Here is a 19349-nt window from a genome sequence, read left to right on the forward strand (position 1 = left end):
GACACCCCGCTCGACCCGTGCGGTTCCGTCCGCCTCCCGGATGGCCGACGCCGTCACCGGCGTGGGTGGAACGCCACCACCTGCTCGAGCCGGCGGTGGGCTGGGTACCGGCCCCGGGCCTCCCGTCCGCACCCTCGGGCTGGCGCTTCTGGGACGTGGACCGACGTGCGCTCACGGGAGACCCGCGCAGTCGCGTCCTCCTCTGGTCCGGGCTGGTGCTCGTGGCCGTCGGGCTCGCTGCGGTCGTCCTCAGCGTGCTGAGCTCGCGGCTCGGCGGCCTCGCCGCGTTCGGGCTGGTACCGGTCGTTGGTGGGGCTGCGCTCGCGGTGACGAGCAGCGTCCGTCGAGCCGCCGACCGGGAGGCCGTGGTGCGGCGGATCGCCGACCTCGCGCAGTCGTCGCGAGCCGTGGAGCCGGCGGAGGCCTGGGGCGTTCCGGACGCGCGGCCGTTCGTCGCTGCCGACGGCGCCCGGCCGACGTCGCCGGGACGTCGTCGCGATCGCGCCGTGGTCGCCGCCACGGCCTCGGTCGCAGTGCTCGCCACGGTCGTCGGTGCGTCGTTCGCCGTGGTGCCGCTCGTCCAGGCGGTCAGCGGCGGGACCGGCAGCATCGTTGCCGGTCGTCCCCGGGCCGACGCTCCTCCGCCAGCGCCCACGGTCCCCAGCACACCGGCGCCGGCCCCCACCGCACGACCGGCACCGTCGAGCATCCCGGTGGCCGGTACGCCGGAGCAGGGGACGGCGCTCGAGGCCGACTGCGCGGTCGCGGCCGGTCGCGACGGCGCTCCGCGGTGTTGGGCGTGGACGATCACCGCGCCGGCCGCGTGTGAGGCCGCGATCACGGTGCACTTCGGTCCCGACCAGGCGTCGCCCGCGACCCGGACCATGCGTCGCTTCGTGTCGCTCTCGCCGGGTGTGCCGCTGTCCCTGGTGCTCCGGGGCGCCGAGGCGACCGCCACGATCGACCACCCCGCGTGCGTGGCGGCCGGAGCGGCTCCGTACCCGATCTGGACCGGCGACTCCGGCGCCGAGCTGCCCGACGCGGACTTCCCGAAGGGCTGCGACGACTGGGGCTGCGAGGGGCTGGTCTTCGACGCCCTGTCGTCGTGCCCGGCGGCCACGATCGAGGTGCACGTGGACGACGCCGCCGCGGACCGGCTCTCGCGGGACTACGCCGTGGTCCAGGCCGTGGTGTCCAGCTCGAGCACGTCCCACAACGAGGTGTTCGTGCCCGCGGTGGACGGTCGGGAGCCGGCGGACGTGTCCGTGGCCTCGGTGACCTGCGAGGACTGAGCGCACCGGTACGCGAGGATGAGTGGGTGAGCAGGGACGATGACGGCCAGCGACCCGACCGGGGTGCACGCGACGTCGGTCGGGGCCCCGACCGGGTCGTCCTCGGGGACAACCTCGACGTGCTCGCCACCCTGGCGGACGGCTCGTTCACGGTCGTGTACCTCGACCCGCCGTTCAACACCGGGCGGTACCAGCGGCGGCACGCCTCCTCGGCGGTGCCGAGTGTCGGCGGACCGGTGACCGGGTTCCGCGGTCGCACCTACGAGCGCGTGCGTGGTGACCTCATGCGCTTCGACGACCGGTTCGAGGACTACTGGACCTTCCTCGAGCCCCGGCTGCTCGAGGCGTGGCGGGTCCTCGCGCAGGACGGCACGCTGTACCTGCACCTGGACTACCGCGAGGCGCACTACGCGAAGGTCCTGCTCGACGCCGTGTTCGGGCGGGACTGCTTCCTCAACGAGATCATCTGGGCGTACGACTACGGTGCGAAGTCCCGCTCCCGGTGGCCCACGAAGCACGACACGATCCTCGTCTACGTGAAGGACCCCGACCGGTACCACTTCGACTCGTCGGCGGTCGATCGGGAGCCCTACATGGCGCCGGGGCTCGTCACGCCGGAGAAGCGGGAGCGTGGGAAGCTGCCCACCGACGTCTGGTGGCACACGATCGTGTCGCCGACCGGCCGGGAGAAGACCGGCTACCCGACGCAGAAGCCCGAGGGCGTGGTGCGGCGGATGGTGCAGGCGTCGTCCCGCGAGGGGGACTGGGTCCTCGACTGCTTCGCCGGCAGCGGGACGACGGGGGCGGTTGCTGCTGCCCTCGGACGGCGCTTCGTGCTCGTGGACGACAGCCCGACGGCGGTCGAGGTGATGCGGAAGCGACTGCCCGGTGCGGCGTTCGAGGTCGCCGGGGGCGCGTCGGCCTGACGCGAGGGCTCGGTCGGGGTGCCGGCCGAGCGCGGTTCGGGGCCGGTCGGGGACGCCTGCCGAGCGCGGTTCGGCTCGGCCGCAGCGACACCGTTGATGTCGTACGACGTCGACGGTGTCGTCTGTTGCGCGTGCAACTGGTCGATGGCCTCGGAAACGACGAAGTCGCTGTCGTGCGACAGCGACTTCGTCGTTCTGCGTCGACCGGTCCCGGGGCTTCGAGGATCGGGGAACGGGCGACCGGGGCTCCTACTCCGCGGAGTGCCGCCCGTGCGGGTGCGGCGCGGACTGGGCCTGGCCCGGGTTGCCCTGCGCAGCGTCCGCCTGACCTGCCTCGGACTTGCCCGCGTCCGCCTGTCCTGCATCGGCCCGGGGCTCGACCGGGGCGGCGTGGGCCGCGTGCCGGGTCCGGAGTGCTCCCGTGGTGGTCGGCGGCTCGTCCACCGGGGCCGCGGCCGAGTGCGCACCGTGCGTCGGCGCGTCCGGGAGCGGCGCACGGGTGTCGGCGGACGACACGTCCTCCGGCAGGACCGAGACGTCGGGGGAGCCGACCCCGCGTGCGGAGCGGGGCTGTGCCGGGAAGTCCGACGAGCCTCCGCTCCGGGCGGAGCGCGGCTGCGCAGGCACGTCCGGCGACTCCGGCACCGTCACTGAGCGGGGCTGCGCGGCGACGTCGGGCGAGGTCGGCACGACGTTCATCGAGCCGGTGTCGGGCGAGACGAGCGAGCCGGTGTTCGCGGCCGCGCCCTGCGCGTCGACGGTCAGGCGGTCGTGGTCGCCGTCGCCCTTGCCGGCCGCGGCGGCACGGGCCGTGTCGGCCTGCTCCTGGAGCGCCGACGTCTTGCGGAGCGGCGGCACCCGGAAGAACCAGGTCAGGACGAACGCGATGAGGATCACGCCGAGCCCGACGTAGTACACGGTCACGGCCGAGCCGCTGAACCCGACGAGGAACGGCCGGGTGAGGCGCTTGTCGGCGCCGTTGAGGAACGAGGTGTCACTCGTCGCGGACGCCGAGGACGAGTCCGCCTTCGAGTCGCCCTTCTTCAGCTGCTTGATCAGCGTCGGAGCGACCGAGTCCACGACGTTCTTCCGCTGGGAGGCGTTGGAGTAGTCGACCTGGAGCGTGCCGTCCACAACGTCGGCCTTCGCTTTCGACGCGGCGGTCTCGAGTGCCTGCTGCTCGGCGTTCGGCTTCGCGGCGGCGACCTGCGCATCGATGACCGACTGCGCCTGGGCCGAGGGCACCTGGCCGGCGGCGACCTGCTGCTGCACGGCTGCCGTGACCTGCTGGGTGACGGCGGAGTCGGCCGCCTCCTTCGCCTGCACGGCGCCCTGGTTCAGGCCGTCCTGCACCTTCTGCTTCACCGGGCCGACGATGGGCGACCAGATCTGGTCCATGACGCCCTTGTTGTCCTTGGCGTTCGCCACGGACGGCGTCAGTGCGGCGTTCAGCGCGCTCGTCAGGTCCGACTTGTTCTGCATCGCCGTCGTGATGTTCGTCGGCATCAGCGTGAAGAGCACCGACAGCAGCACCGCGGTGCCCATGGTGCCGCCGATCTGGCGGAAGAACGTCGCTGCGCTGGTCGCGACACCGATGTCCCGCGGGCTCACCGAGTTCTGGGCCGCGAGGGTGAGGGTCTGCATGAGCTGACCCAGACCGAGCCCGATGCCGAACATGCCGAGCATGAGGAACCAGAGCGGGCTGTCCGCCGTGAGGAACGTCAGGACGGTGAACCCGAGCGCCGTGAACGCCGTTCCGGTGACCGGGAAGACCTGGTAGTTGCCGGTGCGGGAGATGATCTGACCCGAGGCGATCGAGGCGATCATCAGGCCGAGCACCATCGGCAGCATCGCGAAGCCGGACTCGGTCGGCGTGACGCCCTTCACGATCTGCAGGTACAGCGGGATGGTCAGCATCGCGCCGAACATGCCGAAGCCGACGAGCACGGAGAGCACGGCCGCCATGGAGAAGACGCGCGAGCCGAAGAGCTTCAGCGGCAGGATCGCGTCGTCCTTCATGGCGCGCTCGACGATGATGAACGCGACGAGTCCGACCGCGCCGGTGACGTAGCAGGCGATCGACCGCGGGGAGTCCCAACCCCAGGTGCGGCCCTGCTCGGCGACGAGGAGCAGCGGGACGAGCGTGACGATGACGAGCGCGGCGCCCCACCAGTCGATGCGGGGCTTCGACTTGCGCTCGCCGACCTTCGGCAGGTGCAGGAACGTCAGCACCATGATCAGCGCGATGATGCCGATCGGGACGTTGATCAGGAACACCCAGCGCCAGCCGGCGATGAACACGATCTCGTTCGCACCGGCGAAGACGCCGCCCACGAGCGGGCCGATGACGCTGGAGATGCCGAAGACGGCGAGGAAGTAGCCCTGGTACTTGGCGCGCTCACGCGGGGCGAGCATGTCGCCCATGATGGCCAGCGGCAGCGACATCAGACCACCGGCGCCGAGGCCCTGCAGGGCACGGAACCCGGCGAGCATGAGCATCGAGGTCGAGAACGACGCGGCGAACGACCCGACGATGAAGATGCCGATCGCGGTGAGGAACAGCGGCCGGCGTCCGAAGATGTCGGAGAGCTTGCCGTAGATCGGGGTGGTGATCGTCGAGGCGATCAGGTAGCCCGTCGTCACCCACGCCTGCTGGTCGAGGCCGTGCAGGTCGTCGCCGATGGTGCGGATCGCGGTGCCGACGATCGTCTGGTCGAGGGCGCCGAGGAACATACCGGCCATCAGGCCGTAGATCACCAGCAGGATCTGCCGGTGGTTCATCACGACGTTCGAGGTCGTGGTGGGTCCCGCGGGTGCGGTCGCCGTCTGGGTCATGTGCAGGGTCTCCCGGTACCGATGCGCTGTCGATCAGAATTTTGCGCTGTCTGCAAAGTTACATCTGCCGCAAGGTGTGTCGTCACGCCAGGGCCGCTTCCTGTGTGGATCAGCAGCAATGCGCGGGACGAACGTGGAGGTCGCACCGAGGTGCGCTCGACGGCATCACGGTACGCCGGACCCCCGTCACCGGTCCGCAGCTGACGGAGCGCACGGTGCAGCGGCACAGCGCCGAACCTCAGACGGCTCCCGCCTCCTCGAGGGCAGCTCGGAGCCGTTCGTCCATCAGGAGCCGCAGCGCCCCGCCGTCGCCGTCGAAGTCGGAGACGACGCTCACCTCGCCACTGCGCCAGAAGAGCAGGTGCGGCGACAGCACACCACCGGGGTGCGTCGCGTGTTCCAGCATGTGGACGAAGGCACCTGCCATCGTCCGGATGGCGGCGATGCTCTCGGGGCCGACGATCGGCACGGCCAGCAGCAGGTGTCGGTTCGGGACCGCGAACACGATCCCGTGGGGCACGGGCCCGAAGAGGGCCGGCATGTTGGCCGCCTTCGACGCGGTGAAGAGGGAGTCTCCCTCGACGACGTGCATCCCCGGTGCCATCTCGGTGTGGGCGTCGATCGGTTCGTCGTCCGTGCGGAGCTGCCCGATCGCGAAGAGCTCGTCGACGCCGAGTGCCAGCTTCGGGATCGTCGAGGCCGACAGCGTCACCACGGTGGTCGGGTTGTCCACGCAGAGACCGAGGACGAGCCCCGGTGCGAACGGGCGCGCGTAGGACAGGTCGGGCATCTCGCCCGCCACCGACTCGACCATGAGGCGCAGACGGATCCGGTCGCGCAGTGCATCGGCACTGAGGTCCTCGGCATCGGGCTCGCGCTCCGCTCGGAGCATCCGGTCGAAGTGCGCGGCCACGATCGCGTCCCGACGCCGGGGACGCTCGTCGCGGACCTGCTCGGCGAGGTTGCCGAGCAGGTACACCTGGCCGCTCGCTGCGACGAGGCGGACGCTCCCCAGGTCGTCGGCGTCCCCGTCGATCCGGGTCTCGACGCCGAGCTCGGCGAGGGTGCGGTGGGCGAGTTCGACGAGCGACGGCGCATTGCCGTCGCCCTTCCCCCGGCCGAACCACCCCAACCGTCAGGCGCCCAGTGCGGCGTCGACGATCTCCTTCGCCTCGCGCTGCACCTGCTCCAGGTGCTCCTGCGAGACGAAGCTCTCGGCGTAGATCTTGTAGACGTCCTCGGTGCCGGAGGGGCGGGCGGCGAACCACGCCCGGTCGGTGACGACCTTGACGCCGCCGACGGCCGCGTCGTTGCCGGGGGCCTTCGACAGCTTCGCCGTGATCGGGTCACCGGCGAGCGTGTCGGCGGTGATGGCGTCGCCGTCGAGCTTCGACAGGCGGGCCTTCTGCTCCTTGCTCGCCGCCGCGTCGACGCGCTGGTAGACGGGGGCGCCGAAGCGCTCGGTCAGCTCGGCGTACAGCTGCGACGGGGTCTTGCCGGTGACGGCGACGATCTCCGAGGCCAGGAGCGCGAGGATGATGCCGTCCTTGTCGGTCGTCCACGCCGTGCCGTCCGTGCGGAGGAACGACGCACCGGCCGACTCCTCGCCGCCGAACGCGACCGAGCCGTCGATCAGTCCGGGGACGAACCACTTGAAGCCGACCGGGACCTCCCACAGGCGGCGGCCGAGCGACTTCGCGACGCGGTCGATGATGCTCGACGACACCAGGGTCTTGCCGATCGCGGCGTCCTCGCGCCACGCCGGTCGGTGCGCGTAGAGGTACTCGATCGCGACGGCGAGGTAGTGGTTCGGGTTCATCAGGCCGCCGTCCGGCGTCACGATGCCGTGCCGGTCGGAGTCCGCGTCGTTGCCGGTCAGGACGTCGAACTCGTCCTTGTGGGCGAGCACCGAGGCCATCGCGGACGGGCTCGACGGGTCCATCCGGATCTTGCCGTCCCAGTCGAGCGTCATGAACGACCAGGTCGGGTCGACGTCGGGGTTCACGACGGTCAGGTCGAGACCGTAGTGGTCACGGATGAGGTTCCAGTACGGCAGGGACGCGCCGCCGAGCGGGTCGGCGCCGATCTTCACGCCGGCGCGCTTGATCGCGTCGATGTCGATGATGTTCTCGAGGTCCGCGACGTAGGTGTGCAGGAAGTCGTAGCGGTCCGGGGTGGCGTGCTCGGTGCGCTGGACCTCGGCGTTGCCGCCCTCGATGATCGCGTTCGCGCGGTTCGCGATCCACGACGTCGCGTCGCTGTCCGCGGGGCCGCCGTGCGGGGGGTTGTACTTGAACCCGCCGTCGCGGGGCGGGTTGTGGCTCGGCGTGATGACGATGCCGTCGGCGGTGTCCGGGTTGCCGGCACGGTTGTAGCGGATGATCGCGTGGCTGAGCGCCGGGGTGGGGACGTAGCCGTTGTCGCTGTCCGCGAGGACGTGCACCCCGTTCGCGGCGAGGACCTCGAGCGCGGTGCGCTCGGCGGGGCCGGAGAGTGCGTGGGTGTCGCGACCGATGAAGAGCGGGCCGTCGGTGCCCTGCTCCGTGCGGTACTCGACGATCGCCTGCGTGATGGCGGCGATGTGTGTGTCGTTGAACGCGGTGTCGAGCGAGGACCCGCGGTGCCCGGAGGTGCCGAACACCACCTTCTGCTCGGGGATCGAGACGTCCGGGACCCGGTCGTAGTAGGCGGCGATCAGTGCGTCGAGGTCGACGAGGTCGTCTGCGGTCGCTGGGGTGCCGGCGCGGTCGTTCATGTACCCATCCTGGCATCGCCCGGTCCGTGGCGCTCAGCTGGGGCCGCCCGGACAGGAGCGAGCGCGTCCGTGGCGCTCAGCTGGAGGCGCCCGGACACGAGCGAGCGGCCACCTGGCCCGGGTGGAAGGGGGGAACCCGGGACGAGCGGCCGCTCGCGGTCTGGGGGTGCTCGGCGTGCCCGAGCACCGCGTCACGCCGTGCGGAACGACCCGGTCGCGGTCCGGAACGAACCGGTGACGGTCCGGTTGGACGCCGTCGACGTGCCGGGGCGTGCGGACTGCGTGTCCACGAACCGGCCGAGTCGGCTGCCCGTCGGCACGCCGGTGTAGGTGCCGATCGTGTGGGCGGTGCGTGCGGTGGTGCCCGTGTAGGTGCCGAGCTCGTCGCGCTCGCCGAGCCCGGACACGAAGCTGCCGCCGAACGGGGAGGTGCTGTTCGTCATGGTGGTCTCCTCGATGTGTGGTCCGCAGCATCGAGAACCGCCTGGTCGACGGCCCTGACGCCGTCGGCTTGCACGGTCCACTGTACGCCCTTGTCTTGCACAATGCAAAAGAAGGGCGCGAGGGCACCGCTCAGGCGATGAGCTCGCAGAAGTTGCGGCCCTCGGCCGTCCAGCTCTGGCGGGCGACGAGCCCCGCCGCGGCGGCGTGCCCGTGCAGCGCGTCGAGGCCGACCTCGGCCCACGGGAACTCGGCGCTCTCGTGCCCGTCGGCGTCCATCACGCGGGCGCGGTAGGTCCGGTCGGCGGTCGCGTCCGCGTGGGTCTCGACGACGACGCGGCCACCGGCCCTGACGATGTCGCGGCACCGTGCGAGCAGTGCCGCCGGGTCGCCACCGATGCCGATGTTGCCGTCGAGCACGAGTGCGGTGTCCCAGCGGCCTTCGTCGGGAACCGCCTCGAACACGGATCCCTGGATCGCCCGTCCGCCGGAGCGCTGCGCGATGGCGACCGCCTCGGCGGAGACGTCGACCCCGAGGGCCGGGATGCCGAGCGTGCGTGCGGCGACGAGCATGCGCCCGGGGCCGCAGCCGATGTCGATCACGGGGCCGTCGACGTCGTCGAGCAGGGAACGGTCGACACGGTCGGCGGCGGCACTCCACCGGCCGACGTCCATCGTCACGACGACGTCGGGGCGAGCGGGGTCCGTCAGCCGCAGGCGACCGTCGGTGCGGAGCGCGCGGGCGTACGGCTCGTCACCGCCGGTGCCGAACGTGACGGGGGTCTGGGTGACGTCGGTCATCGGGTGCCTCCGGCGGTCAGGGCGTCCTCCGCGTGCAGGGCCGCGGCGAACGCGGAGTCAGGTGCTGTGGTCGCGACACGGAGCGCGTCGTCGATCTCGTCGACGTCGAGCAGCTCCGCGAGCATGCCCACGTCGAGTCCGGCGGTCCGCAGCCGTTCCAGCTGCACCGCCCCGGTGTCGTCCTGCGACATGGGGACGCCGCGCAGCAGGTCGCCGTCGGGGTCGCGGAGGTACAGGGACCAGAAGCCGCCGTCCTCCGCTGGCCCGAACCACGCGTCCCGCTCGGGCTCGGCGAGGACCGGCGCGAGGTCGGACGACGACACCTGCGGGGTGTCCATGCCGACGAGCAGCGTCGGTCCGGACATCGTGTCGAACAGGAACCCGAGGCGCTCGTCGAGGCCGCCACCGGGCTGGTGGAGCACGGTGAAGCCCTCGGCTGCGGCCGGGGTCACGGTGCCGTCGAAGAAGAGCACGCGGCGCTCGACGGGGAGCGCTGCGACGGTACGCAGGGTGTCGTCGAGGCTGGCGCTCGCGACACGGGCGGCACCCTCGGCGGTGAGTGCCGGTGCCAGTCGGGTCTTCACCCGGCCTGGCAGGCACTCCTTCGCGATCACCACGACGGTGATCGGGGCCGTCTCGGTGGTGGTCACGAGTGCACCTCCTCGGTGGTCGCCGGAGCGGCGGTCGTCGTCGCGGTCGTGGCCGGACTGGAGGCCGTGGTCGCCGCCGCAACGTTCGCTGCGGTGGCGGGTGGGGCGGTGGGGCCGGCCGTGGGCCGGACCGCGGCGGGCGCGACGGCGCGGGTGGGAGCCTCCCGGCGGTACGCGCGGAGCAGGCGCGACATGTCCCGGATCGCGTTGACGGTGCCGCGGAGCGTGCCGGTGACCTTGCTGTCGCCGACCCGCTGCGCGTAGCCGATGTCGGACTCGTCGACGCGCCATCCGGCGGCGTGCGCTGCGAGGACCATCTCGAGCGGGTAGCCGCTCCTGCGGTCCTGCAGGTCCAGGGCGACGAGGTCCGCGCGACGCATCACGCGCATCGGGCCGAGGTCACGGAGGCGGTAGCCGGTCGCACGGTGCATGAGCACGGCGAGGACGCTGTTCGCGAAGCGGGCGTGCGGGGCCCACGCGCCCCGTGTCGTGGGGACGCGGCGGCCGAGCGCGAGGTCGACGGTGCCCTGCTCGACGCGGCGCACCAGCGCCGGCAGCTCGGCGGGGTCCATCGACGCGTCGGCGTCGCAGAACGCGACGTACTCGGCGGTGGCGGCGGCGACGCCGGCGGCGCAGGCGCTGCCGAAACCACGGCGCGGTTCGGTCACCACGAGGGCGCCGTGTGCGCGGGCGACGTCGGCGGAGCCGTCCGTCGAGCCGTTGTCGACGACGATCGCGCGGTAGCCCTCGGGGAGGCGGCCGATGACCGTCGGGAGGGCCTCGGCCTCGTCGAGGCAGGGGAGGATGACGTCGACCTTCATGCCGTCCATTCGGTGCGGACGGCCGTTGCGACTGGTGGACGTTGCCATGCGCACCAGCCAACCGACGGATTCCTGAGAGTGTTCAGGCTCGGTGACCGGCGTACCCCGTCAGGTCCACAGGTTGCCCCTCGAACTGGGTGCACCGCGCGAGGGGGTGCGCGCGAATCGGCTGGTGGGGGTGCGCCGGGGTCGTGTCCGTGTGTCGGCTGCTCGCGGCGGGGCCCGAGTGGTCGCGACTCCCTGCTCAGGTCTGCCGAGTGGTCACGTGTGGCGCTGCCGAGTGGTCGCGACTCCCCGCTCAGGTCTGCCGAGTGGTCACGATCCGTCGGGCCGGGGCGCGCCGAGCGACGGATCGTGACCACCCGGCGCTGCGCCCGCGGGATGTCGTGACCACTCGTGCGGGCCCGACGCGCCTCAGCGCACCGCGGCCCGGAGCGGCGCCGTCGCGAACTCGCGCATGCCCCGCTCGAAGTCGACCTCGGCACGCCAGCCGAGCTCGGCGGCGATCCGCTCCGACGAGGCCGTGACGTGCCGGACGTCGCCCAGGCGGTACTCACCCGTGACGACGGGCTCGAGCCCCGCCGTCCCGGCGATCGCCGCGGCCATGTCGCCGATCGTGTGCACCGTCCCCGACCCGACGTTGTAGGCGCGGAACGAGTCCGACGGCATCGTCTCGGTCGCACCGATCGAGGCGAGGTTGGCCCCGGCGACGTCGTCGACGTGCACGAAGTCGCGCCGCTGGGCACCGTCCTCGAAGACGCGGGGTGCCTCGCCGCGGGCGATCGCGCTGCGGAAGAGCGACGCCACGCCCGCGTACGGGGTGTTCGCGGGCATGCCCGGGCCGTACACGTTGTGGTAGCGGAGGGCGACCGCCCGACCACCGGTGGCACGCGCCCACGAGGACGCCAGGTGCTCCTGCGCGACCTTCGTCTGGGCGTAGACGTTCCGTGGGTCGAGGGCAGCGGACTCGTCGATGAGCCCGGGGACGAGCGGCTGCCCGTCCGGACCGATCGGGTCGAACCGACCGGCGTCGAGGTCCTCCCGGCGGCGCGCCGGTGGTCGAACGGGGTCCCCGGAGGCGGTGGCGTAAGCGCCCTCGCCGTAGACGACCATCGAGCTCGCGACGACGAGGCGTCCGATGCCCTCGCGGTCCATCGCCGCGAGGACGTGCGCGGTGCCGGCGTCGTTGCTCGAGACGTAGTCGGGGGCGTCCTGGAAGTCCACGCCGAGGCCGACCTTCGCCGCCTGGTGACAGACGACGTCGATCCCCTCGAGCGCGGCGTCGAGTGCGACCCGGTCGCGGACGTCGCCGTGCACGAACGTGATGCCGCGCTGCTCGAGCTCGGCGCGGACGGCGTCGGGGTCGCCGTGCACGTCGCTGCGGAGCGAGTCGAGCACGCGCACCTCGTGACCGTCGGCGAGGGCGCGGCGGACGATGGCGGAGCCGATGAAGCCGGCGCCGCCCGTGACGAGCAGGCGGGTCACCGGTCGGCTCCGGTGGTGCCGGCGCCGGTCCCGGTTCCGGTGTGGGCGTCGCCGCTGGTGCTGGTGCCGGTGCTGGTGCCGGTGTCAGTGCCTGCGTCGTCGCCTGCGTCCCGTCGGAGCACGCTCGCGCTCGCCTCGGCCGGCACCAGCTCGCGCGGGGTGAAGTCGTCGGGCACCGCGGCGACGATCGACCCGATGGCGCGGACGATGACCTCGTTCGCACGGGCCAGGCGCTCCATCACCATGCCGTGCGTGACCGGGGCCTCGCCGTCGGTGGCGTCCTCGGCGGGCGCGAGCCCGGCGTCCGCGTCGGTCACGAACGACAGGTTCACGGTGCCGATGCCGAGCTCGGCGGCGAGCGGGACCTCCGGCGTCATCGTCATGTTGATCGTGTGGCCGCCGGCCTCACGCATCCACACCGACTCGGCGCGGGTCGAGAACCGTGGTCCCTGGATGACGACGCACGTGCCCGTCGGGCGGAACGGCACGTCGAGTGCGGCGATCGCATCGACGGCCGCGCGGCGCAGCACCGGGTCGAACGGGTCCGCGAAGGACAGGTGCTGCACCTGGTCCTCGAAGAACGTGTCCGCTCGCCCCCAGGTCCGGTCGATGAGCTGGTCCGTCACCACGAAGGTGCCCGGCGCGTAGTCCGGGTGGAGGCCGCCGACGGCGCTCGAGGAGACGATCGCCCGGACGCCGAGCGACCGGAGCGCCCAGACGTTGGCGCGGTGGTTGATGCGGTGCGGTGCGACTGAGTGCGACCGGCCGTGGCGCGTCAGGAACGCGACGCGCTTGCCGGCCATCGTGCCGACCGTCACGGGGGAGGAGGTGGGTCCGAACGGCGTCTCGACCACGAGTTCGTCGGCGGTCCCGGGTGCGAACAGCTCGTACAGACCGGATCCGCCGATCACACCGATCGTCGCAGTCACGTCGTTCTCCACAGGTCCTCCGGTTCGTCGATGGCGCGGGTGCGCGCTCGTTACGCTACTGACACGCGCCGAGTGGCGGTCGCGTCAGAGTGGTTCGGAGGCCCCCGTGCGGACGATCGGTCAGCATCGCGACGACGTCGAAGCGTTGGTCGCGCCGGTGCTGGGCCTCGGACAGGAGGCACAGCTCGTCGACGACCTCGCCGCCGACGCCGACGCCGGCGCCGGGCACGGGTACCGCGTGCTCGCTCGGGCCGTCGTCGCGCCGGGTCCGCTGCCGGCCTTCGACAACAGTCAGATGGACGGGTTCGCCGTGCGGGCCGCGGACGCCGGTACGACGCTCCGCGTCGGTCCGCCGATCCCGGCCGGCACCGCGCCCGCACCGCTCGCGCCGGGCACCGCGGCGCCGATCATGACCGGTGCCCGCATCCCCGACGGCGCCGACGCCGTGTTCCCGGTCGAGGCGACAGCGCCCGGGTCGTTCCCCGCCGCCCTCGCGCTCGAGACCGTCTCCGTCCCGACCGACCTCGTCGCGGGCACCTTCGTGCGGGCGATCGGGTCCGACCTGGGTGCCGGCGCGGTCATCGTCGACGCCGGCGCCCCGCTCACGCCCGCCGTGCTCGGTGCGCTCGCCGCAGCCGGGATCGACCGGGTCGACCTGGTCCGGCGTCCGCGGGTGCTCGTCGTGTCCACCGGGTCGGAACTCGCCGCCGCTGACGGGCCGTCCGCGGGGCCGGCCGTGATCCACGACGCGAACGGGGTCATGCTCCGGGCAGCCCTCGCGGAGGTCGGCGTCGAGTCCCGCGTGGTGCGCGTCCCCGACGACGAGGACCGCTTCCTCGCCGCCCTCGACGACGCCGTGGGGGACTGGGCCGACCTGGTCCTCACCACCGGGGGCATCAGCGCCGGCGCGTACGAGGTGGTGCGTCAGGCCCTCGAGCCCCGGGGCCTGCGGGTCACTCCCGTGGCGATGCAGCCGGGCGGACCGCAGGCGTCCGGCACGGTGGGCATCGCCGGCCGCCAGGTGCCGGTCGTCGCCTTCCCCGGCAACCCGGTGTCCGCGCTCGTCTCGTTCGAGGTCTTCCTGCGCCCCGTGCTCGCCCACGCGGCCCGGATGCCCGATGCACGGCCGTCCCAGGAGCTCCCTGCGGCGTCGGCGGCGTCTTCCCCGGTGGGGAAGCACCAGGTGCGGCGTGGGCGCGTCGAGGACGGCACCGTGCACTTCGTCGGCGGTCCGAGCTCACACCTGCTCGCCCACTACGCCGAGGCAACGCACCTGGTGCACGTGCCCGTCGGCGTGGCCGCCGTCGAACCCGGCGATCCCCTCACCGTCTGGAGCATCCGATGAGCGACGAGTCCGACCAGTCCACCCAGCCCGTCGAGTCCTCGCGGTCCGACCTGTCCCACGTCCGCGCGGACGGCAGCGCGCACATGGTGGACGTCTCCGACAAAGACGTCACCGCACGCTCCGCAACGGCGACCGCGACCCTCGTCACCCGGCCGGACGTCGTCGCACGGATCCTCGACGGCTCCCTCCCCAAGGGCGAGGTGATCGGCACCGCCCGCATCGCGGCGATCATGGCGGTGAAGAAGACCGCCGACCTCGTCCCGCTCTGCCACCCGCTGCCGATCGCCGGCGTCGAGGTGGACATCACCGGCGCGGACGACCGCGTCGTCGTCGAGGTGTCGGTCCGCACGACGTCACGCACGGGTGTCGAGATGGAAGCGCTGACCGGCGCGAGCATCGGCGCACTGACCGTGTACGACATGGTGAAGGCCGTCGACCGGGCGGCCACCATCACGGACGTCCGCGTGCTCGAGAAGCACGGCGGACGCTCCGGGGACTGGAGCGCACGTTGACCTCGCAGCCGACCAGGGGCCGCGCCGCGGTCGTGGTGGTGTCCACCTCCGCAGCGGGGGACCCGACGCTCGACACGACCGGACCGACGATCGCCGGGTGGCTCCGAGCGCGCGACTTCGCGGTCGACGAACCGCACGTCGTGGCCGACGGTGGGCCCGTCGCCGAGACGATCACCGCCGAGCTGGCAGCCGATGCACGGGTCGTGATCACCACCGGCGGCACCGGGGTCACCCCGACCGACCGCACACCCGAGGCCGTCGAGCCACTCCTCGCACTGCAGGTCCCCGGCGTCCTCGAAGAGGTCCGTCGCCGCGGGCTCGCCGGTGCCGGACCCACGGCGCTGCTCAGCCGCGGTGTCGCCGGCATCGCGGCGAACGGGGCCTTCATCGTCACGCTGCCCGGATCGCGCGGCGGGGTCGCCGACGGTCTCGCGGTCCTCGACGGGCTGCTCGATCACGTGCTCGCACAGGTGCACGGTGCCGGTCACGCGCCGAGGAGCGCCCCGTGACCGGCGGTGCGGACCGAGTCGTCGTCGCCGACGTCGTCGACCGCGCGATCACCGTCGACGAGGTCTCGGCCGTCGTGGCCACCGACCAGGACGGCGCCGTCGTGACGTTCGCGGGCGTCGTCCGTGACCACGACGGCGGCAAGGGCGTCACCGCGCTCCACTACGAACGGCACCCGAGCGCCGGCGACGTCATCGCCGAGGTCGCCGCCACCATCGCCGATCAGCACCCCGAGGTCCGCATCGCCGTCCTGCACCGGGTCGGACCGCTCGGCGTCGGGGACGTCGCGCTCGCCGCGGCCGTGTCGTCGGCGCACCGGGGACACGCGTTCGCGGCGTGTGGCGCGCTGATCGACCTCGTCAAGGAACGCGTGCCGATCTGGAAGCACCAGCGGTTCACCGACGGTTCGGACGAGTGGGTGGCGTCCCTCTGACGAGGGCGTAGCGGTCGTTCCCAGCGCTTCCATAGACTCCAGCGCATGAGCGTACTGCTGCCCGGGATCACCATCGTCCTGCTGGTGTTCGCCCTGATCGACATCCTCACGAAGACCGACGACCAGATCCGCGGACTCCCGAAGCTCGCGTGGGTGATCCTGGTCGTACTGGTCCCCGTGGTCGGCAGCATCGTGTGGTTCGCGATCGGGCACGACTGGGCTCCCGGTGCCCGCAACCACGGCCGGTACCTCGAGCCGACCCGCCACGAGGACTCCTACGCCTCGCTCGGGCACGCTCGAGCGGCGCACGGTGATCGGCGTGTGAGCACGACCGAGCAGGAACTCGCCGACCTCGACCGCGAGATCGAGTACTGGGAGGCGAAGGCTCGACTGCGGCGCGCGAAGGAGGCCGCTGGCGAGGCCGAGACCGCCCCCGGAGCCTGACCCGCTCGCGTCCCCGCGGCCTGACTCGCATGCACGCGGCCCGACCGGCACCCGCTGCCCGCGCTGCCCCGCACGGACCCGTTCCCGGCGCACCGTGCTCCGAGCACGGTGCGCCGTTCCCCGCCCGTGCGAGCTTGATCGCCCCGTGCGGCGCGACAACCGGGCACCACGCGGGCAGCCCCGCACGAACCACGAACCCCGCACGGTGCGCCGCCGCGAACTCCGCACGGTGCGCCGTTCGCCGCCCGTGCGAGCTTGATCGCCCCGTGTAGCGCGACAACCGTGCACCACGCGGGCAGCTCCGCACGAACCACGAACTCGGCACGGTGCGCCGCCACGAACCCCGCACGGTGCGCCGCCGCGAACCTCGCACGGTGCGCCGCCGCCCCCGCCCCAACCGAACCCCGCCCCAACCGAACCCCGCCCCAACGGATATCCCCCGCGAACCCCACACCCCCGCACGCCGCCTACCCTTGACGGGTGGCACATCTCCTCGGCGCCGAGAACCTGCATCTCGAGTTCCCCACCCGCACCGTCTTCGACGGCGTCACCATCGGCATCGACGAGGGTGACCGCATCGGCGTGGTCGGACGCAACGGTGACGGCAAGTCGACGCTCCTCAGCCTCCTGTCGAAGCGCCTCGAACCCGACTCCGGCCGCGTGACCCACCGCGGCGGCGTCACGGTCGGCTCGCTCGACCAGCGCGACGTGCTCCCGGAGGGACAGACCGTCGGGGCCGTCGTCGTCGGCGACCGCGAGGAGCACGAGTGGGCCGGGGACCCGAAGATCCGCGACGTCATCGGCGGCCTCGTGTCGGACATCCCGTGGGACGCCCTCGTGGACGACCTCTCCGGAGGGCAGCGCCGCCGGGTCGCCCTCGCACGCCTGCTCGTCGGCGACTGGGACGTGCTGTTCCTCGACGAGCCGACCAACCACCTCGACGTCGAGGGCATCCAGTGGCTCGCCGACCACATCAACCGACGCTGGCCGGCGAACCAGGGCGGCATGGTCGTCGTGACCCACGACCGCTGGTTCCTCGACGCCGTGTCGACCGACACCTGGGAGGTGCACGACGGCATCGTCGAGCCCTTCGAGGGCGGCTACGCGGCGTACATCCTGCAGCGCGTCGAGCGTGACCGGCAGGCCGCCGCGAGCGAGCAGCGCCGCCAGAACCTCGCTCGCAAGGAGCTCGCCTGGCTCCGCCGCGGCGCCCCGGCCCGGACGAGCAAGCCGAAGTTCCGCATCGACGCGGCGAACGCCCTCATCGACGACGTGCCGCCCATCCGCGACACCGTCGCCCTGTCGCAGACCGCGACCGCCCGGCTCGGTAAGGACGTCGTCGACCTGCTCGACGCCGGCGTGACCTTCCCCGAGGCCGACGAGCCGACCCTCCGTGCGATCGAGTGGCGCATCGCGCCGGGGGAGCGCACCGGCATCCTCGGGCCGAACGGCGCCGGCAAGTCGACGCTCCTCGGCCTGGTCTCCGGACGCATCCAGCCCACGACCGGCCGCGTGAAGACGGGCAAGACGGTGCAGGTCGCCGTCCTCGACCAGCAGCTCGCCGACCTGGCGCAGTACGCCGGTGACCGCGTCCGCGAGGTCGTCGCCCGCAAGAAGACCAGCTACGTCGCCGACGGCAAGGAGATGACGCCGTCGCAGCTCCTCGAACGCCTCGGCTTCACCTCCGAGCAGCTCTCCACGCCCGTCAAGGACCTCAGCGGTGGGCAGAAGCGCCGCCTGCAGCTCATGCTTATCCTGCTCGACGAGCCGAACGTGCTCATCCTCGACGAGCCGACCAACGACCTCGACACGGACATGCTCGCCGCGATGGAGGACCTCCTCGACACCTGGCCGGGCACCCTCCTCGTCGTGAGCCACGACCGCTACCTGCTCGAGCGGGTGACCGACCAGCAGTACGCGGTCCTCGGCGGTCACCTCCGCCACCTGCCGGGCGGGGTCGACGAGTACATGCGGCTCCGAGCCTCCGGGACCGGTGGGTCCACCGCTTCAGCGGCTGCCGCCGCGACGACCGGGAGGCCCGACACGGTCTCCGGGACCGGCTCGGCCGGCACCGCGGCCGGGTCCACCGCCGCCGGCGCGTCCGGCCTGTCCGGTGCGGACCGGCGGGCGGCCGAGAAGGAGATGGCGGCCCTCGACCGCCGGATCGCCCGCGTCGGAGACGACCGCAAGCAGCTCCTCGACGCGTTCGCGACGCACGACCAGTCCGACTACGAGGGGCTCGGGGCGCTGCAGACGAAGCTCGGCACCCTCGAGGCCGAGATCGAGCAGCTCGAGGAGCGCTGGCTCGAGGTCGCGGAGCAGCTCGGGGTCTAGCGGCCCCTCGCGGCGATCGCCCTGACGACGACTGCGCACGCGCCCGCACGTGCACCTGTCGTCCGTGCGAGCAGGACCGCGGGGATCAGTCGCCGAGGCCCAGGATCAGGCGCCGCAACAGCCCCGCGAGCTGGTCCTGCTCGGCGTCGGACACCCCGGCCAGGATGTCCCGCTCCGCCGTCAGCAGGTCCGCGATCGCCGCGTCCACCGCGGTGCGCCCGGCCGCCGTCAGCGACACGAGGATCCCACGGCCGTCCCTCGGGTCCGTGCGTCGCGCCACCAGTCCGCGCGCCGTGAGCCGGTCCACCCGGTTCGTCATCGTGCCGCTCGACACCAGGGTCTGCTGCAGCAGGGTCTTCGGGCTCAGCTCGTACGGTTCGCCCGCACGGCGCAGTGCCGAGAGCACGTCGAACTCCCACGGCTCCATGCCGCTCGTGTCGAACGCCGCCCGACGCGCACGATCGAGGTGCCTGGCGAGCCGGTCCACCCGGGACAGCACCTGCAACGGGGCGAAGTCGAGGTCGTCGCGCTGCCGTCCCCACGCCGCGACGATCCGGTCGACCTCGTCCTCATGCGGCATCCCTCCATCTTGGCCGAACGCCGCGCGCACGGCCACCGTTCCGGTCATGGGAGGATGGACGGGCCCTCCGTGGGCGTTCCGCCTTGGTGTAATGGCAGCACGACGGCCTTTGGTGCCGTTAGGTCCGGGTTCGAATCCTGGAGGCGGAGCTGGGGCCTGTTCGGTCTTTGCGCGATTTCTGATCATTCTTTTGCTCGCGAGGTGTGTGGGAGCTGCCCGACGCGGTCTGCCCACCGCCCCGAGACTCGTGCTGACCGTC

At 72.5% G+C, this 19349-nt stretch carries 18 protein-coding genes and 1 tRNA gene; 9 read left to right on the forward strand and 10 right to left on the reverse strand.

Translation table 11 applies throughout. The features are described from left to right. Positions 1-65: 65 nt before the first annotated feature. Together FS641_RS08075 and FS641_RS08080 are read left to right on the forward strand one after the other, a co-directional pair. A complete protein-coding gene (locus FS641_RS08075; RefSeq protein ID WP_144762521.1) occupies positions 66-1292 on the forward strand; it encodes a hypothetical protein in 1227 nt (408 codons plus the stop codon). A 26-nt stretch (positions 1293-1318) separates the two neighbouring features. Further along, the gene (locus FS641_RS08080) at positions 1319-2218 is read left to right on the forward strand and encodes a site-specific DNA-methyltransferase (RefSeq protein ID WP_144762523.1); all 900 of its coding nucleotides are present in this window, start codon (positions 1319-1321) and stop codon (positions 2216-2218) included. 249 nt (positions 2219-2467) lie between these two features. Here the strand turns inward: FS641_RS08080 and FS641_RS08085 are convergent, their stop codons facing one another. The 9 genes from FS641_RS08085 to FS641_RS08125 all read right to left on the reverse strand — a co-directional run bounded on the left by FS641_RS08085 (position 2468) and on the right by FS641_RS08125 (position 12935). Next, positions 2468-5053 carry an MDR family MFS transporter gene (locus FS641_RS08085; protein ID WP_144762525.1) on the reverse strand — a complete coding sequence of 862 codons (2586 nt, stop codon included), beginning with the start codon at positions 5051-5053 and terminating at the stop codon, positions 2468-2470. A gap of 238 nt (positions 5054-5291) precedes the next feature. Then, positions 5292-6185 carry a hypothetical protein gene (locus FS641_RS08090; protein ID WP_144762527.1) on the reverse strand — a complete coding sequence of 298 codons (894 nt, stop codon included), beginning with the start codon at positions 6183-6185 and terminating at the stop codon, positions 5292-5294. A 3-nt stretch (positions 6186-6188) separates the two neighbouring features. Beyond that, a complete protein-coding gene (gene pgm / locus FS641_RS08095) occupies positions 6189-7808 on the reverse strand; it encodes a phosphoglucomutase (alpha-D-glucose-1,6-bisphosphate-dependent) (RefSeq protein ID WP_144762529.1) in 1620 nt (539 codons plus the stop codon). 191 nt (positions 7809-7999) lie between these two features. After that, the gene (locus tag FS641_RS08100; protein ID WP_144762531.1) at positions 8000-8251 is read right to left on the reverse strand and encodes a hypothetical protein; all 252 of its coding nucleotides are present in this window, start codon (positions 8249-8251) and stop codon (positions 8000-8002) included. Positions 8252-8381: 130 nt separating this feature from the next. Further along, the gene (locus tag FS641_RS08105; RefSeq protein ID WP_144762533.1) at positions 8382-9050 is read right to left on the reverse strand and encodes a bifunctional 2-polyprenyl-6-hydroxyphenol methylase/3-demethylubiquinol 3-O-methyltransferase UbiG; all 669 of its coding nucleotides are present in this window, start codon (positions 9048-9050) and stop codon (positions 8382-8384) included. Next, a complete protein-coding gene (locus FS641_RS08110) occupies positions 9047-9700 on the reverse strand; it encodes a DUF2064 domain-containing protein (RefSeq protein ID WP_222122064.1) in 654 nt (217 codons plus the stop codon). The genes FS641_RS08105 and FS641_RS08110 overlap by 4 nt, the downstream gene beginning before the upstream one ends. After that, positions 9697-10569, reverse strand: coding sequence for a glycosyltransferase family 2 protein (locus FS641_RS08115; protein ID WP_260855737.1), 873 nt, complete (start codon positions 10567-10569; stop codon positions 9697-9699). The genes FS641_RS08110 and FS641_RS08115 overlap by 4 nt, the downstream gene beginning before the upstream one ends. A gap of 366 nt (positions 10570-10935) precedes the next feature. Beyond that, positions 10936-12006, reverse strand: a complete 1071-nt coding sequence (locus FS641_RS08120; protein WP_144762535.1) for an NAD(P)-dependent oxidoreductase — start codon at positions 12004-12006, stop codon at positions 10936-10938. Beyond that, positions 12003-12935 (reverse strand): MTAP family purine nucleoside phosphorylase, encoded by a 933-nt coding sequence (locus FS641_RS08125; RefSeq protein WP_260855738.1) that lies wholly within the window; start codon positions 12933-12935, stop codon positions 12003-12005. The genes FS641_RS08120 and FS641_RS08125 overlap by 4 nt, the downstream gene beginning before the upstream one ends. 106 nt (positions 12936-13041) lie before the next feature. Between FS641_RS08125 and glp the strand changes: the two genes are divergently transcribed. The 6 genes from glp to FS641_RS08155 all read left to right on the forward strand — a co-directional run bounded on the left by glp (position 13042) and on the right by FS641_RS08155 (position 18510). Beyond that, on the forward strand, positions 13042-14280 hold the full coding sequence (gene glp, locus FS641_RS08130; protein WP_144762539.1) for a gephyrin-like molybdotransferase Glp: 1239 nt from the start codon (positions 13042-13044) through the stop codon (positions 14278-14280). Then, positions 14277-14792, forward strand: coding sequence for a cyclic pyranopterin monophosphate synthase MoaC (gene moaC, locus FS641_RS08135; RefSeq protein WP_144762541.1), 516 nt, complete (start codon positions 14277-14279; stop codon positions 14790-14792). The genes glp and moaC overlap by 4 nt, the downstream gene beginning before the upstream one ends. Continuing rightward, positions 14789-15301: a molybdenum cofactor biosynthesis protein B gene (locus FS641_RS08140; RefSeq protein ID WP_144762543.1), complete on the forward strand. Its 513-nt coding sequence runs from the start codon at positions 14789-14791 to the stop codon at positions 15299-15301. The genes moaC and FS641_RS08140 overlap by 4 nt, the downstream gene beginning before the upstream one ends. Next, entirely contained in the window at positions 15298-15732 is a 435-nt protein-coding gene (locus FS641_RS08145) for a molybdenum cofactor biosynthesis protein MoaE (RefSeq protein WP_144762545.1), read from the forward strand. Before FS641_RS08140 ends, FS641_RS08145 begins: the two co-directional genes overlap by 4 nt. Positions 15733-15777: 45 nt before the next feature. Next, positions 15778-16176 carry a PLDc N-terminal domain-containing protein gene (locus FS641_RS08150; protein WP_144762547.1) on the forward strand — a complete coding sequence of 133 codons (399 nt, stop codon included), beginning with the start codon at positions 15778-15780 and terminating at the stop codon, positions 16174-16176. Positions 16177-16656: 480 nt separating this feature from the next. After that, a complete protein-coding gene (locus FS641_RS08155; RefSeq protein WP_144762550.1) occupies positions 16657-18510 on the forward strand; it encodes an ABC-F family ATP-binding cassette domain-containing protein in 1854 nt (617 codons plus the stop codon). Positions 18511-18595: 85 nt separating this feature from the next. On the opposite strand, the gene FS641_RS08160 is transcribed toward FS641_RS08155, so the two are convergent. Further along, a complete protein-coding gene (locus FS641_RS08160) occupies positions 18596-19090 on the reverse strand; it encodes a MarR family winged helix-turn-helix transcriptional regulator (RefSeq protein ID WP_144762553.1) in 495 nt (164 codons plus the stop codon). Positions 19091-19167: 77 nt separating this feature from the next. Here FS641_RS08160 and FS641_RS08165 point away from each other — a divergent pair. Then, a tRNA-Gln gene (locus FS641_RS08165) sits at positions 19168-19239 on the forward strand. The last annotated feature ends 110 nt before the right edge of the window (positions 19240-19349 follow it).

Source organism: Curtobacterium sp. 9128, assembly GCF_007673775.1.
Taxonomy (GTDB): Bacteria; Actinomycetota; Actinomycetes; order Actinomycetales; family Microbacteriaceae; genus Curtobacterium.